This window comes from Citrobacter sp. RHBSTW-00017, assembly GCF_013797615.1.
GTDB lineage: Bacteria > Pseudomonadota > Gammaproteobacteria > Enterobacterales > Enterobacteriaceae > Citrobacter > Citrobacter braakii.
Genome location: NZ_CP056899.1, coordinates 1,530,905 through 1,546,098, shown reverse-complemented (window position 1 = coordinate 1,546,098; position 15,194 = coordinate 1,530,905). Strand labels below are relative to the sequence as shown.

At 57.0% G+C, this 15,194-nt stretch carries 16 protein-coding genes; 2 read left to right on the top strand and 14 right to left on the bottom strand.

From position 1 onward, the window contains the following. The first annotated feature begins 92 nt into the window (after window positions 1–92). Together amiA and hemF are read left to right on the top strand one after the other, a co-directional pair. On the top strand, window positions 93–962 hold the full coding sequence (amiA, locus tag HV037_RS07420) for an N-acetylmuramoyl-L-alanine amidase AmiA (protein WP_016153942.1): 870 nt from the start codon (window positions 93–95) through the stop codon (window positions 960–962). Between the two features lie 2 nt (window positions 963–964). After that, window positions 965–1,864: an oxygen-dependent coproporphyrinogen oxidase gene (gene hemF / locus HV037_RS07415; RefSeq protein ID WP_103284097.1), complete on the top strand. Its 900-nt coding sequence runs from the start codon at window positions 965–967 to the stop codon at window positions 1,862–1,864. Between the two features lie 67 nt (window positions 1,865–1,931). On the opposite strand, the gene eutR is transcribed toward hemF, so the two are convergent. From eutR to eutT, 14 genes are all read right to left on the bottom strand, one after another. Next, complete coding sequence (gene eutR, locus HV037_RS07410) at window positions 1,932–2,984, bottom strand: HTH-type transcriptional regulator EutR (protein ID WP_016153944.1); 1,053 nt, start codon at window positions 2,982–2,984, stop codon at window positions 1,932–1,934. Window positions 2,985–3,032: 48 nt separating this feature from the next. Next, window positions 3,033–3,563: an ethanolamine utilization microcompartment protein EutK gene (eutK, locus tag HV037_RS07405; RefSeq protein ID WP_103284098.1), complete on the bottom strand. Its 531-nt coding sequence runs from the start codon at window positions 3,561–3,563 to the stop codon at window positions 3,033–3,035. Between the two features lie 11 nt (window positions 3,564–3,574). Continuing rightward, window positions 3,575–4,234 (bottom strand): ethanolamine utilization microcompartment protein EutL, encoded by a 660-nt coding sequence (gene eutL, locus HV037_RS07400; protein ID WP_016153946.1) that lies wholly within the window; start codon window positions 4,232–4,234, stop codon window positions 3,575–3,577. 9 nt (window positions 4,235–4,243) lie between these two features. Then, window positions 4,244–5,140 (bottom strand): ethanolamine ammonia-lyase subunit EutC, encoded by an 897-nt coding sequence (gene eutC, locus HV037_RS07395; protein ID WP_016153947.1) that lies wholly within the window; start codon window positions 5,138–5,140, stop codon window positions 4,244–4,246. Between the two features lie 20 nt (window positions 5,141–5,160). Then, window positions 5,161–6,522 (bottom strand): ethanolamine ammonia-lyase subunit alpha, encoded by a 1,362-nt coding sequence (gene eutB / locus HV037_RS07390; RefSeq protein ID WP_003038029.1) that lies wholly within the window; start codon window positions 6,520–6,522, stop codon window positions 5,161–5,163. 11 nt (window positions 6,523–6,533) lie between these two features. Further along, window positions 6,534–7,937: an ethanolamine ammonia-lyase reactivating factor EutA gene (gene eutA / locus HV037_RS07385; RefSeq protein ID WP_016153949.1), complete on the bottom strand. Its 1,404-nt coding sequence runs from the start codon at window positions 7,935–7,937 to the stop codon at window positions 6,534–6,536. Beyond that, window positions 7,934–9,166 (bottom strand): ethanolamine utilization protein EutH, encoded by a 1,233-nt coding sequence (eutH, locus tag HV037_RS07380; RefSeq protein WP_016153950.1) that lies wholly within the window; start codon window positions 9,164–9,166, stop codon window positions 7,934–7,936. Before eutH ends, eutA begins: the two co-directional genes overlap by 4 nt. Before the next feature lie 27 nt (window positions 9,167–9,193). Next, on the bottom strand, window positions 9,194–10,381 hold the full coding sequence (gene eutG / locus HV037_RS07375; RefSeq protein ID WP_016153951.1) for an ethanolamine utilization ethanol dehydrogenase EutG: 1,188 nt from the start codon (window positions 10,379–10,381) through the stop codon (window positions 9,194–9,196). Continuing rightward, entirely contained in the window at window positions 10,371–11,210 is an 840-nt protein-coding gene (gene eutJ / locus HV037_RS07370) for an ethanolamine utilization protein EutJ (protein ID WP_065554055.1), read from the bottom strand. Before eutJ ends, eutG begins: the two co-directional genes overlap by 11 nt. Window positions 11,211–11,222: 12 nt before the next feature. Beyond that, window positions 11,223–12,626 (bottom strand): aldehyde dehydrogenase family protein, encoded by a 1,404-nt coding sequence (locus HV037_RS07365; RefSeq protein ID WP_016153953.1) that lies wholly within the window; start codon window positions 12,624–12,626, stop codon window positions 11,223–11,225. Window positions 12,627–12,637: 11 nt separating this feature from the next. Further along, window positions 12,638–12,925, bottom strand: a complete 288-nt coding sequence (eutN, locus tag HV037_RS07360) for an ethanolamine utilization microcompartment protein EutN (RefSeq protein ID WP_016153954.1) — start codon at window positions 12,923–12,925, stop codon at window positions 12,638–12,640. A gap of 114 nt (window positions 12,926–13,039) precedes the next feature. Continuing rightward, on the bottom strand, window positions 13,040–13,333 hold the full coding sequence (eutM, locus tag HV037_RS07355) for an ethanolamine utilization microcompartment protein EutM (protein ID WP_003835054.1): 294 nt from the start codon (window positions 13,331–13,333) through the stop codon (window positions 13,040–13,042). A gap of 35 nt (window positions 13,334–13,368) precedes the next feature. Next, window positions 13,369–14,385 (bottom strand): phosphate acetyltransferase, encoded by a 1,017-nt coding sequence (pta, locus tag HV037_RS07350; RefSeq protein ID WP_181500212.1) that lies wholly within the window; start codon window positions 14,383–14,385, stop codon window positions 13,369–13,371. Continuing rightward, complete coding sequence (gene eutT / locus HV037_RS07345; protein ID WP_049282277.1) at window positions 14,382–15,185, bottom strand: ethanolamine utilization cob(I)yrinic acid a,c-diamide adenosyltransferase EutT; 804 nt, start codon at window positions 15,183–15,185, stop codon at window positions 14,382–14,384. Before eutT ends, pta begins: the two co-directional genes overlap by 4 nt. Between the last annotated feature and the right edge of the window lie 9 nt (window positions 15,186–15,194).

The window sequence follows — 15,194 nt, the reverse complement described above, 5'->3', positions numbered from 1 at the left end:
ATGAAAAGTAAAACAATTCTTATCCCGATCCGTCGCAACGGACAACGCGATACGATATAACGTTTAGAACCTTTTTTTACAACTCAGGCCGTATGAGCACTTTTAAACCACTAAAAACACTCACATCGCGCCGCCAGGTGTTGAAAGCCGGGCTGGCCGCCCTAACGCTGTCAGGCATGTCGCAAGCCATCGCTAAAGAAGAAGCGCTTAAGACCAGCAATGGACACAGCAAACCGAAAGCGAAAAAAGCCGGCGCTAAGCGCGTTGTTGTCCTTGATCCGGGTCACGGAGGGATTGATACCGGCGCAATTGGTCGCAATGGGTCGAAGGAAAAGCACGTGGTACTGGCGATTGCCAAAAACGTGCGCTCGATTCTACGCAACCAGGGGATTGATGCGCGCCTGACGCGCTCCGGCGATACATTTATTCCGCTTTACGATCGCGTCGAGATCGCACATAAGCATGGCGCGGACCTGTTCATGTCGATCCACGCCGATGGTTTTACCAATCCGAGCGCTGCAGGTGCGTCGGTCTTTGCGTTGTCCAATCGCGGTGCCAGTAGCGCCATGGCGAAGTATCTGTCCGATCGTGAAAACCGGGCCGATGAAGTGGCCGGGAAGAAGACCACCGATAAAGACCATTTGCTGCAGCAGGTGCTGTTCGATCTGGTGCAAACGGATACCATTAAAAACAGCCTGACGTTAGGCTCGCATATTCTCAAGAAGATCAAACCGGTACATCGTCTTCACAGTCGCAGCACGGAACAAGCCGCCTTCGTGGTGCTAAAATCACCATCAATTCCGTCGGTACTGGTCGAAACCTCGTTCATTACCAACCCGGAAGAAGAACGTCTGCTGGGTACGGCGGCATTTCGCCAGAAAATCGCCACCGCTATCGCCAATGGCATCATCAGCTATTTCCACTGGTTTGATAACCAGAAAGCACACTCGAAGAAACGTTAACCATGAAGCCCGATGCACAGCGCGTAAAACAGTTCCTGCTCAGCCTGCAAGATGATATTTGCCAGCAGTTATCCGCCGTAGACGGCGCCGAGTTTGTTGAGGATAACTGGCAACGTGAAGCAGGCGGCGGCGGGCGCAGCCGGGTGCTGCGTAACGGCGGTATTTTCGAGCAAGCGGGTGTCAACTTCTCCCACGTTCACGGCGAGGCAATGCCGGCCTCGGCTACCGCCCATCGCCCGGAGCTTGCGGGACGCAGCTTTGAGGCCATGGGCGTCTCGCTGGTGGTACATCCGCAGAATCCCTACATTCCGACCAGTCATGCCAACGTGCGATTTTTTATCGCGGAAAAACCGGGCACTGACCCGGTCTGGTGGTTTGGCGGCGGCTTTGACTTAACGCCATACTACGGCTTTGATGAGGATGCGGTTCACTGGCACCGCACGGCGCGAGCTCTGTGCCAGCCGTTCGGCGAAGACGTTTATCCCCGTTACAAGAAGTGGTGCGATGACTACTTCTTCCTCAAGCATCGCAACGAACAGCGCGGCATTGGCGGGCTGTTTTTCGATGATTTGAATACGCCGGATTTCGACCACGGCTTCGCCTTTATGCAGGCGGTAGGTCAAGGCTATACCGAAGCGTATCTGCCCATCGTTGAGCGCCGCAAAGCAATGAGCTGGGGCGAACGTGAACGCAATTTTCAGCTTTACCGTCGCGGACGCTATGTGGAATTTAACCTGGTGTGGGATCGCGGCACGTTATTCGGTCTGCAGACCGGCGGCCGTACGGAATCGATTCTGATGTCGATGCCGCCGCTGGTGCGCTGGGAGTATGACTGGCAGCCGGAAGCGAACAGCCCGGAAGCCGCCCTTAGCGCGTTTATTCAGGTTCGCGACTGGGTGTAACCCCAGACAATACCAGCCCCCAGGCCGGATAAAACGCATTTGCGTCACATCCGGCACATTCATCGCATCATGCCCACTGGCGCATGCGCTGATGCAGCGTCAATGAAGGTTTTTCCGCAAACAGCTGCTGGTAGTCAGTGGCAAACTGCCCTAAATGCCAGAACCCCCACTGCATGGCGGCGTCTTTCACCGTCGTACTCTGCGACCACGGGCTTATCAGCTCGCGACGTACGGCGTTCAGGCGAATGCGTTTTAACCAGGCATTCGGACCGATACCAAGGATCGCGTGAAAGGCGTTTTGCAACGTCCGGCGGCTGACGTGCAGTTGATTACACAGATCGAGCACGGTCAGCGGTTCTGACATATTTTCCAGCACATATTCCCGCGCACGCGACAGCAGGCGACGATAGCTCTGATGGCTGATGCTCTCAGCCGTGATAATCGGCTGCGCCTCTTCCAACATAGTGCCCATCGCCAGCAGCAGGTTATCGCCCAGCACTTTGCGTACCGCAGGTTGATGGAGGTTTTCCGGATTTTCGCTAAACGTCGCCAGCGCCTGCTGCACAAAGCCCCATAGCGCGGCTTTGTGTTGTTCTTTCACTTCCAGCGCCGACTGGTTGCGCAGCATATGCAGCACTCTTTCCGGGTTATGCAGGAAGTTGGCCTGACGGGCAATCGCCTCTTCCGAAATGACGACACCCAGAATGGTGTAATCATCCGGCGTACTCAGTTCAAACTCTGTCCCGCCAGGGCGGGTGGCAATTTCAGCGCTCCCCAGACACTGGGTGCCAATAAATCCCTGTTCGCCGCGCGTGGCCGGAATACCAAACCAGAAAGAGTTCGGCCAGACAAGACACGACTGACGTAACGCCAGTCCGGTGTATTCACGGAACACCTGAATATCATCGAGCAGGATTTCCGTGAACTCGCCATGAAATTTTCCCGGATGTAACTGGTCGTAGATCTGCTGCCATGCGGTAATCGTCAGCGCATGCTCATACACATCCGTTGTTCGCCGCTGGTGAACGTTGTCCACCTCCACTTTCGGCGTAAGTTTAACGTCTTCGGGTAATGCTTCATGATAAAGATGGTGCAGGTTTGCAGTACGGTTCTTTTTCATGATCTTTTAAGCCGGAAGCTTCAACGAAGCCCCCGGCCCTCCGACAGGTTAATTTTTTAAGCGATAGCGACTACTGCGTTTACGCAACGCTCCGTCAGAAAAGAGCTGTTCCAGCGCCTTTCTGGCTTCATCAAGTGACCAGCCAAATTGGGCAGCCACTTCCCCTGCCGTCATTCCTTGACGGACCGATGCCAACAGCGTCAGAAGTTGATCAGAGGATTCAGGCGTCAACGGGGCGTCCTGCGTCTTCTGCGTTTTTACATCTGTTTTCACTTCTGGCTTCTGTTCTGGTTTCTTCGGCTGGCGCTTAAAACCGCCGATCAGCCACTGGGTATCATCGTCCGGTCGGCCGATTTCCTTACGGCTGATAACACGGCCTGTACGCGCAGCAGCGGCGCTGCCGGCATCCAGCGCTGCGCGGCACGCCGCCAGATCGCCTTCCACCACCAGCGTCAACCGGCCAGGATCGAGCACTTCGTGGCTAAGCAGGCGCACGTTCGCGGCTTTCAGCATGGCATCCGCCGCATCCACGGCAGCGACCATGCCATCCACTTCCAGTAATCCCAGTGCATTGATCATCACAACCTCTCTTACGCGCGCTGGATTGGGTTACGAGCAATATCCAGAACGGCATCGGCAAAGGCGTTACATGCAGCTTTACAAGCGGCCTGGCTACCGGTCATAAACGCAGCCGAATAGTTGGTTTCTGACGGCGGCGGAACGTAGGTCACCAGTTGTACATCAGCCGATTTCAGCGCAGCATCAATACCAAATGTCGCTTCCAGCGGCGGTGCCACCAGATACGCCATCGGATCGCCAAGCCGGCATCCTGCGGTCGCCGAGAGATACGAACCGGTACGCGAAACCACATGCGCCAGGAAGGCGGTATCTTCTGCGTCATTCGCCCACTGAAACGCCGCGCCGCTTTCAATATTGGCTACCATCGCGTCCAGACCTGCACGAACTTCTGCCGGGTTGGGTCCACCGAGCATAATCAGCACTTCACCCGAAGTTGGAGAGGGACTGTGCGCCGCGCCGGCATACAGCGAGCGGCCATAAACCACTTCCACCATTGCCTGTTTTGTCGCTTCGTCTGCGGCAATATACGCCACGTCATCAGAATCTGCTGTGATGAGTCCGAGGCTACGTATATGTGGCGGTAATTTAAGTTCACGGGCAAAACCGTCATTTACCGAGGCAATCACGCGCATTGCGGTGACTGAAGGTCTAATCAAATCTAATGCTGGCATGATGCCTCCTTAACGGGTCATATTGATGCCGGATGCTTTTTGCTCCAGCATGCGCTTGGCCAAATCCACAATGACCGCCGCCGCTTCAACCGGTGGCGTACCGCCCTGGTGAATGTTCGAGATACAGGTACGGTCAGCTTCAACGGTCGTCGCCACACGCGGCGAATAGACGGCGTAGCAAGAAAGGCTTTCCGACTGGCCCAGGCCCGGACGTTCCCCAACCAGCAGGATCACCGCTTTCGCGCCCAGCAGTTCGCCGATCTGATCTTCGATTTTCACGCGACCATAGCGAACAAAGAACGGCGTCCCGACCTTCAATCCGGCCTGTTTTAAGCCAGACAACAGCGGCGGCAGGATCTCTTCGTAGTTAGCGGTGATAGCGTCCGTAGACAGGCCATCAGAGATAATCACCTGCACATCCGGGTTCATTACACACTGTGATTTCAGCGCTTCAATGGCTTCCGCACTCAGACGACGCCCCAGATCCGGACGCGTCAGATACAGGTTTTTGTCACTGATTTCCGAGCGCACTTCCAGCAGCCCCTGGGCTTTTACCCACTCTTCCGGCACTTCTTTCAATACCGTATCTTTCGAACGCGAGTGGTCGGCCAGGAAGCGCAGCAGCGCCTGGGTACGCGGACGTGGACCGGCTCGACCGGTACATACACGCGCCGCAGTGCTGCGACGCAGTTCAGTCAACACCTCTGCGCGGTGCGGATTCTCAACGCCAATCCACGCTTTAGCCTCGGCTGAGCCTAAATCCATCGCACAGCTTTCACCGGTCGGCGCGGCGCACTGGGTGGTGCTGCATTGCGCTTGTACTGCCGGCGCTTGCGCCTGCGGCTGCGACTCACCCATTGACGCCATCACGCTGCGTACAATTTCTTCAATCTGTTTTTGATCCATCGTGTGTCATCCCCGCGTCATCAGAAGAACAGTGACGGATCGCCCGCCCGTTTGGTCAGGCGACCGTTTGCCATAATGCCCATGGTTTCCAGCCAGCGTTCAAACTCCGGCGACGGACGCAGGTTCAGCAACTGGCGCACGGTCGCGGTGTCGTGGAAGGCGGTGGTCTGATAGTTGAGCATGATGTCGTCACCGAGCGGCATGCCCATGATGTAGTTGCAGCCAGCGGTGGCGAGCAGAATCATCAGGTTTTCGTTGAGGTTCTGGTCAGCATCAGCATGGTTGGTATAGCAGCAGTCGCAGCCCATTGAGATGCCGCTCAGCTTGCCCATAAAGTGATCTTCCAGACCCGCGCGAATAATCTGACGGTCGTTGTAGAGATACTCCGGCCCGATAAAGCCGACAACGGTGTTCACCAGGAACGGATCGTAGTGACGCGCCAGACCGTAGTTACGTGCTTCCATCGTCACCTGATCGGCGCCGAAGTTAGCGCCAGCAGAAAGCGCAGACCCTTGTCCGGTTTCGAAGTACAGGCAGTTTTCCCCGGCGATACGGTTAAACTCAGCGCCCACTGCACGCGCTTCATCCAGCATGGCCAGCTCAACGCCAAACTCTTTTAAGCCTTTCTCGCTGCCGCAGATACTCTGGAAAATCAGCCCGCCCGGCGCGCCGCGACGAATGGCTTCGATCTGGGTAGTAACGTGCGCCAGGACGCAGCCCTGGGTCGGGATATTGAATTTGTCGATGACGCCGTACACGGTATCAAGTACGCGGCTTAAGTTTTCCACGTCATCTGTTACCGGGTTAACGCCAATCACCGCATCGCCCGCCCCGAAGGACAGCCCTTCGTAGATTTGTGCCGCAATACTCTGCACGTCATCACGGGTGTCGTTCGGCTGTAAACGACAGCTGAAGGTGCCCGGCAGACCAATGGTGGTGTTGGCCTTTTTGATCACCGGCATTTTCTTACCGCCGTAGATCAGGTCCGCGTTAGAGCAGATTTTTGCTACCGCTGCGACCACTTCCGACGTTAATCCTTTGCGCGTAAACGCAATGTCATCAACGGAGGTTTCATCGCTCAGCACGTACTCGCGCAGCTCGCTGATACTCCAGTTTTTGATGCGGTTATAGGCCGTTTCGTTGACGTCGTCCTGAATCAGACGCGTCACGCAGTCCTCTTCATAGGAAATCACCGGGTTGTTGCGGATATCCGCTACCGTCATTTCCGACAGCACCTGTTTGGCCGCCACTCGCTCTTGCGAACTGGTTGCAGCTACCCCTGCCAGCACATCCCCCGAACGCAGTTCGTTGGCTTTTGCCAGCACCTCTTTAACATCCTTAAACTGATAAACATTGCCGAACAATGTGGTCTTTAGTTTCATAAGTCGTTCCCTCAGGAAGGAAATGCGAGTGATTTCACCGTCACCGGCACAACCGATCCGCCAAAAAGAGGCGTACCAATGTCGATATAGTCCCCCGCCCGGACAACCACCTCATCGATGACTGCCAGCGGGTGTTGCTGTAACTGTGGGCGTAACAGCATGCCCAGGGCTTTACCAAAATCCTGCTCGGCTACCACCAGCAGGGGATGCGGATTCGGATGGCGCGCGACAAAGGCCAGTAGCGCATCAATAACCGTTAACAGCGCGGCGTAGCGCACCGGCAGCGAACCGGGTAGCGCCAGCACGTAAGCGTCTGTTTGCGGGTCCAGATCGAGCTGCATCAGCGCTTGTTGCCAGGCGGCCACCAAATCAGCCTCATCAACCGGAATCGCCACCGGCAGATTGCGCAGCGGAAGCGCCACACCTTCCAGCCAGATGGTGCTGCCCGAAAGCGACAGCGTATGCGCACCGGCGCCAATCACCGTGGCGCGCACGGTTTGCGCCGGGAACTGCACGTTCATCTCACGCAGGCGTGGATGTTCATGCAGCGCCGTCGCTAACAGCGGCCCAATATCGGAAAAACAGAATGGATCGGCAGGCTGGTTGCGGTAGCACTCGCCCACCCCGCCGGACAACGTAATCACTTCCGGCTTCACACCCGTCGGCAACAGACCGGTTTGCATCAGCGCCTGCGCCAGCGGTGACAGCGTGCCGTCAATCACCTCAACGATCAGCGCCGCCATCCGTCGAGCCACCTGAACAAGCTGCGCCGCATTAAGGGTTCGGGCGTCGGTGCCAGGGCCAAATACGTCATCAACAATCATCTGTCCTGGCTGATGCGCATGCACCACCCGCCCCTGACCGTCCGTTTCCAGCAGTCGTCCGCCGACGTTCAGGCAGGCCGAACCGCTGACTTTTCCGGCATCGAACAGGACGTAGTTCGACGTCCCGCCACCGATGTCGATATTCAGTACGCGGCACAACTTCTGCTCTGACAGGGTTTGAGCCCCTGCGCCGTGACCGGCAATCACTGATTCCAGATGCGGACCGGCGCTGGCTACCACGAAGTCCCCCAGCGACTGAGAGAGCGTCATCACCGCAGGTCGCGCGTTGCGGGTTTTGGCACTTTCTCCGGTAATGATGATCGCGCCGGAATCGACGGTCTCAGGCGCAATTCCCGCCGCCTGATACTGGGCGAGGATCAGCGCCTTAAGTTCGGCCTCTTTCAACCCGCCCTGCTTATCAACGGGGGTAAAGAACACCGGGCTTTGCCAGCTAATTTCGCGTTTGATGAATTCGTAACGCGGCACCTGCGACACTGCCGCACGGTTGACCAGCTCAAGGCGCGAGAAGATGACCTGAGTGGTGGTGGTGCCGATATCGATACCGACGCTGAGTAGCTGGCGAGTATTCACGATTGCGCCTCCGGGTTGGTTTCTGCTGGTGCCGGAACATCTTCGTCTTTCGGTACCAACAGCATAGCCACACCAATCGCCGTCACGCCGCCAATCAGCTTGCCGACAATCATTGGGAAGATCATCGCGTTCATGTTGGCCGCGGCGAAACCTAAGTGGTCACCCAGAGCGAAGGCTGCGGAGACCGCAAAAGCGCAGTTGATCACTTTGCCGCGGGTATCCATATTCTTCATCATGCCGAACATTGGGATGTTGTTCGCCAGCGTCGCCACCATGCCAGCAGCCGCGATGTTATTGATTTTTAACAGGTTACCGACGCTCATCAGCGGCTTTTCAAACCAGCGGGTCAGCAGCAGTACCATTGGGTACGCACCCAGCAGCACGCAGGAGATAGAACCGATAACTTCGATGGCGCGCATCACTTCACCCGGCTTGTCACCCGGTGCCATGAAGATAGGATCAAGACCCGGAATCAGTTCCCAGCCGAGCAGGAATTTGATCACCGCTGCCGCCAGACCGATGGTGATCAGCGCCACCAGGAATTTCGCGAAGATCTGGAAGCCGTTGATCATTTTTTCCGGGATGAATTTCAGTCCCAGCGCCACCAGCACGGCAACGATCAGCACCGGGATCATGTTCATCAGGATCAGCGCGAAGGTGAACTCCACCGGCTGTCCGTTGATTTCGACACCGGAGTACATCGCGATCAAACCACCCGCAATACAGCCAATCGGAATGGTGACGATCCCAGCCAGCACGCCCAGCGCCAGATAACGACGGTCGGACGGCTCAATAATCCCCAGCGCAACCGGAATAGAGAAGACCAGCGTCGGCCCCATCATCGCCCCGAGGATCAGGCCAGAGTACAGCCACGCCGCAACGTCGCCGCCCGCCAGTTCTTTCGCCAGGAAGAAGCCGCCCATATCGCACGCCAGCAGCGTTCCGGCAAACATCGACGGGTTCGCGCCCAACATTTCGTACAGTGGAATAATCACCGGCCCGAGCACATGCGCCAGTACCGGTGCCAGCGCGGTCATACCGACCATCGCCAGACCCAGTGCGCCCATCGCCATAAAACCTTCTTCAAACTGGCCGCCCGATCCCTCAATACTCTTCCCGAATTTACCGAGGAAGCGTGCCGAACCGCCGAACTGCGACAGGATCCTGTCCACGGCGGCAATCAGCATAAAGAACATCATGATGTACATGATGATTTCGTTAATTCCCATAACCTTCACTCCCTGTCATATGTGTATTTATTGTGCCGCCGCATACAACGCGATAATGTCGGCCTGCGTGGCGGTGCGTGGGTTACTGCGAATACAAATATCCTCCAGCGCGGCGTGAGCCCATGCGCTGTAATGCTCGGGCTTTGCCCCAACGTCAGAGAGTCGTTTGGTCTGGCCCACTTCGCTAATCAGCTCGCTGACGGCGTTGATGGCATCGCGATCGTCCGACTTCTTGTTGGTTAACGCCCGTCCGATATGGCTGAAACGCTCACGACACACCATGCGGTTGAAACCCATTACTGTGGGCAGCAGCATGGCGTTAGCCTGTCCATGTGGAATGTGCAGCGTCGCACCCGGCTGGTGCGCCATCGCGTGACACAGGCCCAGCCCCGCGCTGGAAAACGCCATCCCGGCCATACAGGAAGCCAGTAGCATGCTTTCTCGCGCCGCCAGATCCTGACCATAGCCAACGGCCTTCGGCAGCGATTTACCTATCATCGCAATCGCGCCAATCGCCAGACTGTCGGTAAACGGCGTCGCGTTCAGAGCGCTATACGCTTCAACGGCGTGCGTCAGCGCATCGATCCCGGTCATCGCCGTTACGTGTGCGGGCACACCTTCCGTCAGCGCGGCGTCAAGAATCGCCACATCCGGCATCAGGGTTGCGTGGGCCAGCACTTTTTTAAGCCCGGTCGCGGCGTCGATAATCACCGTGACATTAGTGGTTTCTGAACCCGTTCCGGCGGTAGTCGGTACGGCAATCAGCGGCAGACGCGGGCGTAACGCGCTGCTCTCGTCCATGTCTGCCAGCGTCTGGGTGGGATTGGTCACCAGCAACGCCACAGCCTTTGCGGCATCCAATACGGAACCGCCACCAAAGGCCACTACGCCATCGCACTTCGATTCACGCAGTTGCGCGACCGCCGCGCAGACGTCCGTAATGCACGGTTCGCCCACCGGACATGGCCACAGCGTCATCGCCACACCTTTCATCGCCAGGCTGCGTTCCAGTGCGGCGGTCATCCCCGCCTGGTGCAGGAAACTGTCGACCATGACGAACATATGCGTCAGGCCGCGCGTTTGTGCTTCCTGTCCGCAGGTACTGAGCGCTCCCAGTCCACACAACGTAACCGGTGGAACGCTAAACGTTTTTACGCGTTGCAGATTCAGGGTATCGAATGCCTGAAAGAGCGCGGTCTGCAATTCAGCTTGCATAGATTCCTTCCGCTTTTTCTTTTCCGCTATTTGCAATCGCCAGCGGGGTCATAAACAGGCTGTGCTGGGGTAAATGCACCTGCAGTTCCGGGAAACGCTTACGAAACAGTTCATCAACGCCCGGCTGCATACAGGAACCACCGGCCAGCCATAAATCAGCCACGCCCTGTCCGGCAATATGGTGAGCCACAATTTCCGCCATTTTTTCGTAGACCGGCTTAACCACCGGCCAGATTTCTTTACCGTTGCTGCGTTTGAACTGCTCCGCCTCTTCCAACTGGATGCGACGGTTCCCGGCAAGCGTCAGAGAAATGTGGTGCCCGCCGGTCGCTTCATCGGCGGAGTAAGTCACCTTGCCTCGCTTCACAATCGCAATCCCGGTGGTACCGCCACCGATATCCACCACGCCAGCGTTATCAAGCTGCAACAGGTCCGCCACCGCGGTCGGTTCGTCGAGCACATGACTGACTTCAAGCCCGGCAGATTCCAGCACGTTGATCGAGATCCGTGGGTCAGTTCCCGGTGGAAACGAGGTTGCCGCGTGGGTAAAGCGGCAACCCAACTGTTGTTCGAGCGTATCGAGATGGCGACGAACGATGGTCACCGCACCGAAGAAATCCCAGACGATGCCATCGCGCACGACGTCGGCCCAGTCCAGGCAAACTGCAACCGGCTGTCCGTCACTGTCGACAACCATCGACACCACATCACACGTCCCCAAATCCACGCCCAGCCACAGCGGTGAATCGCTCTTTACGGGCGTCTGGTTACATAGCGTTGCCGCTTTTAGCAATCTGGGTGTCAGCCAACGTTGTTCGTCGTGCGCCATGTCGTTCACTCCTTATACAATTCTGAAGGCATCCACCAACACACAGCGACGCAGACGCACAAACGTGCGTGCGCTGGTCACCCCTTCCCCGGTTGGCGTGGTAATGGTCATCGTGGTCCAGCCTTCGCCGCCGAGTCCAAGACCGGCAATGCACGGTCCGTTCTTAACGAAAATGCTGGTATCAATGGCGTTTGCCATGCGGTTCATGTTGTCGATATTGCGCGAGTGCATCGCCGCCGTATGGTGACAGCCGCCTTCAAGCTTGACCGCCAGTTCAATGGCCTCATCGACGTTGGCGACCCGCACGACCGGCAGAACCGGCATCATCAGTTCGGTTACGGCAAACGGGTGAGTCGCAGAGGTTTCGACGAATAACAGCCGGGTTTGCTCCGGTACGTTCAGACCAATCGCCGCAGCGATTTTTCCTGCGTCGCGGCCTACCCAGTCACGACTGACCGTGCCTTTACCGCGTTCATCGACATTTTTCAGCAGCACCGGTTGCAGCTGTTCGGCCTGAGCCGTGGTCAGCTTGACTGCATGCTGGCTTTCCATCAGACGCATCAGCTCATCAGCGACGCTATCGACCACGATCAGCACTTTTTCGTCGGCGCAGATAATGTTGTTGTCAAACGAAGCGCCTTTGACGATCGACTGCGCAGCACGTGCCAGATCAGCCGTTTCATCAACCACCACCGGCGGATTTCCCGCACCGGCGGCAATCAGACGTTTGTTGGTGTGCTTACGCGCGGCATCCACTACGGCTTCACCGCCGGTCACCACCAGCAGGCCGATGCCTGGGTACTTAAACAGACGCTGGGCGGTTTCGATATCCGGATTGGCCACGGTAACCAGCAGGTTTGCCGGTCCGCCTGCAGCAACTACCGCCTGGTTAAGCAGAGTGATAGCGCGCTGAGACACGCCCTTGGCAGCCGGATGCGGTGCGAAGACCACGCTGTTGCCAGCCGCAATCAGGCTGATGGCGTTGTTAATAACGGTCGCAGCCGGGTTGGTGGACGGTGTCACCGAGGCCACCACGCCCCACGGCGCGTTTTCAATCAGCGTCAGGCCGTTATCACCGGTCAGAACCTGTGGAGACAGGCATTCCACGCCCGGCGTGGCGCGTGCCTGCGCCACGTTTTTGGCAAATTTATCTTCAACGCGTCCCATGCCGGTTTCTGTGACGGCAAGTTCCGCTAATTCTCGGGCATGTTTTTCGCCCGCCTCACGTAGAGCCGTGATAGCCAGTTGGCGCATGGCAACGCTTTTCAGCCCTTGCTGGGCCAGTTTTGCTGCCGCCACTGCGTCATCCAGGGAGGCAAAAACGCCCATTTCTTGAACGGCACTGACGGGTTGGCTGCTGTCTTTCATTTTCAGCAGCACCGCTTTCACGACCTGTTCAATATCCTGTTGATTCATGATTTTCTGCCTTATTTATGGAAGATCACCTGACCACCTGCCACCACTTCATCAACAATGCCAATCACGCACAGATCGACAGGTGATGATTCGTTACGGTGCGCCTGACGGGCTGAGCTTCCGCTGACCAGCAGCACCCACTCTCCGGTTCCCGCCCCAATGCTGTCGATAGCAACAGCACATTGCCCGTCGGGATTTCCGCAGGCATCAATCATTTCCACCATCAGCAACTTGTCGTGCGCGAGCCCCTGATGGCGTACGGTACAAACAATTTGTCCTGTGACGATTGCCAGTTTCATACGCGCCTCCGTGGCATATTTCAGGTAAAACCTCCCCCTACCCTCCGCAGAAGGTAATGTGAAAAGGAGAGAGGGTGACGCCAGCAATGAAGTCTGTGGCGTCACATGGACGACTTACATGTCGTTGCTGTCGCCTTTAAAGCTGATCGGGAACACTTCTTCCAGATCGCCATGCGGACGCGGGATTACGTGTACGGAAACCAGCTCACCAATACGCTGTGCAGCAGCAGCACCAGCATCCGTTGCGGCTTTACATGCCGCTACGTCGCCACGGACCATTGCAGTAACCAGACCGCCGCCGATCTGCTTCACGCCGACCAGTTTCACGCGTGCCGCTTTAACCATTGCGTCAGAAGCCTCAATCAGTGCAACCAGGCCCCGGGTTTCAATCATTCCTAATGCTTCCATTGTGTTTTCCTCTCATAAGGGGTCCAGAACGGGACCTAAACAACCAGTGTGTGTGAGGCGTTTTCACGACTCATGTCAGTCTGACGCGGCACTGCTGCCACCAACGCCAGTTCGATAATTTCCTGTACGCTACAGCCGCGAGAGAGGTCATGAAGCGGTGCGGCAAGCCCTTGGATCAACGGACCTACGGCACGATACCCTCCCAGACGCTGGGCGATTTTGTAGCCAATATTGCCTGCCTCCAGCGATGGGAAGACCATCACATTGGCATTGCCCTTTAACGGACTGGCGGGCGCTTTTTGCGCGGCGACATCCGGAACAAAGGCGGCATCAAATTGCAGTTCCCCATCCACGGTAAGCTGCGGGGCACGCTCACGAACGATCTCCGTAGCCTGCTGCACGTTAGCGACGTTAGGATGACGAGCACTGCCTTGACTTGAAAACGACAGCATGGCCACACGCGGTTCTTCACCGGTGATCGCCTGCCATGTCTGCGCGCTGGCAATCGCAATATCCGCCAGCTGTGCGGCTGTGGGCTGCGGCACGACGCTGCAATCGGCAAACCCTAATGCCGGCCCGAGGTACTGCGGCAGCATCAGGAAAATTGACGACAGCGTTTTACAGCCTGGCTGTAACCCAATAATGCGTAACCCAGCGCGCAGCACGTTTGCTGTCGACGACAAATTGCCCGCAATACAGACGTCAGCTTTACCCGCGCTAACCATGGCGGCGGCGAACATCAGCGGATCGTTGAGTTTTTCCAGCGCATCTGCAGGCGTTTTATCTCCCGCGCGGGCCAGCCAGCGCAGCGCAAACTCTTCACGCATGGACTGGTTGCTTTGCGGGTCGATAACCTGAATGCCATCCATCGCCACCCGATGGCTGAAGGCAAACTGGCGCAGCGCAAACGGACTGGCGACGAGAACAGGATGTGCCAGACCGTGCTGATGCAGGTAATTTGCCGCTTTCAACACCCGAACATCCAGCGCATCCGGGAACACCACCCGTGCAGGTGAGCGCTGGGCGAGTTGACGAGCACGTTCAATGATCATTGCTTCTCCCCCAGTCGCTGTTGAATTTGGCTAACCGTCAGTGGATGCTTCGCTACGCTCAGAATCATCATCACGTAGACCGTACTGGAAAGGCGATTGAGCGCCTGCATGATGTCCGGTCGCATCACGTCAAAACTACGGGTGATGAATACCTGGGCCGCCACCGTCTCCGTTTCACGGACTTTGGTACGCAGCAGATTAAGCAACGCGCAATCACGGCCATGACTGGCTTCAGGCACCAGATGGTCGTGGTCCAGATAGCGCAGCGGCTGATGCGAAAGCCGGTGTAAATCTTCGTCGCTTAACCCGACGATAGCTTGTGCTGCCAGCGGCTCGTCGATAGCGTCGGCGCGCATAATGTTGCCCAGACGCGAACGGATATCCGCCAGCCACGGCTGCCACGGTTCCGCCAGCTCTATTTGCAACCACACGGCCAGGGCGATGGTGCTGTCCAGCGCGGCGCGAAATCCCAGGCGCGGGTCACTTTTAGCGACCATCTTGTCCGCTGTCAGATGCGTCAGCGTGTCTGCTTTCTTCACCACCGGTTGATGACACAGTTCGCAACTGGCCTGTGGATGCGTATCGCTGCTGGTTAAACCATGCACCGGCTGCGGCTGCTGTTCTTCGTCATCAATAAACAGGCTGCCCTGCTCGTCGATAAACTTAATGCGCAGATGTCGGCTTTCCAGTAATTCCCGGGCAGATGGCGTCAGGCGAGCATCAGCGGGGAGATGAATTTCAGCCCCTTCGCTGAGCGTATGATTCGCTCTGAGCCATGCTTCGGTAATGAAATCCTTCATACATCCGCC

Coding starts and splice junctions, on each gene's coding strand:
- amiA (WP_016153942.1), top strand. CDS start 93: ATGAGCACTTTTAAACCACTAAAAACACTCACATCGCGCCGCCAGGTG.
- hemF (WP_103284097.1), top strand. CDS start 965: ATGAAGCCCGATGCACAGCGCGTAAAACAGTTCCTGCTCAGCCTGCAA.
- eutR (WP_016153944.1), bottom strand. CDS start 2,984: ATGAAAAAGAACCGTACTGCAAACCTGCACCATCTTTATCATGAAGCA.
- eutK (WP_103284098.1), bottom strand. CDS start 3,563: ATGATCAATGCACTGGGATTACTGGAAGTGGATGGCATGGTCGCTGCC.
- eutL (WP_016153946.1), bottom strand. CDS start 4,234: ATGCCAGCATTAGATTTGATTAGACCTTCAGTCACCGCAATGCGCGTG.
- eutC (WP_016153947.1), bottom strand. CDS start 5,140: ATGGATCAAAAACAGATTGAAGAAATTGTACGCAGCGTGATGGCGTCA.
- eutB (WP_003038029.1), bottom strand. CDS start 6,522: ATGAAACTAAAGACCACATTGTTCGGCAATGTTTATCAGTTTAAGGAT.
- eutH (WP_016153950.1), bottom strand. CDS start 9,166: ATGGGAATTAACGAAATCATCATGTACATCATGATGTTCTTTATGCTG.
- eutG (WP_016153951.1), bottom strand. CDS start 10,381: ATGCAAGCTGAATTGCAGACCGCGCTCTTTCAGGCATTCGATACCCTG.
- eutJ (WP_065554055.1), bottom strand. CDS start 11,210: ATGGCGCACGACGAACAACGTTGGCTGACACCCAGATTGCTAAAAGCG.
- HV037_RS07365 (WP_016153953.1), bottom strand. CDS start 12,626: ATGAATCAACAGGATATTGAACAGGTCGTGAAAGCGGTGCTGCTGAAA.
- eutN (WP_016153954.1), bottom strand. CDS start 12,925: ATGAAACTGGCAATCGTCACAGGACAAATTGTTTGTACCGTACGCCAT.
- eutM (WP_003835054.1), bottom strand. CDS start 13,333: ATGGAAGCATTAGGAATGATTGAAACCCGGGGCCTGGTTGCACTGATT.
- pta (WP_181500212.1), bottom strand. CDS start 14,385: ATGATCATTGAACGTGCTCGTCAACTCGCCCAGCGCTCACCTGCACGG.
- eutT (WP_049282277.1), bottom strand. CDS start 15,185: ATGAAGGATTTCATTACCGAAGCATGGCTCAGAGCGAATCATACGCTC.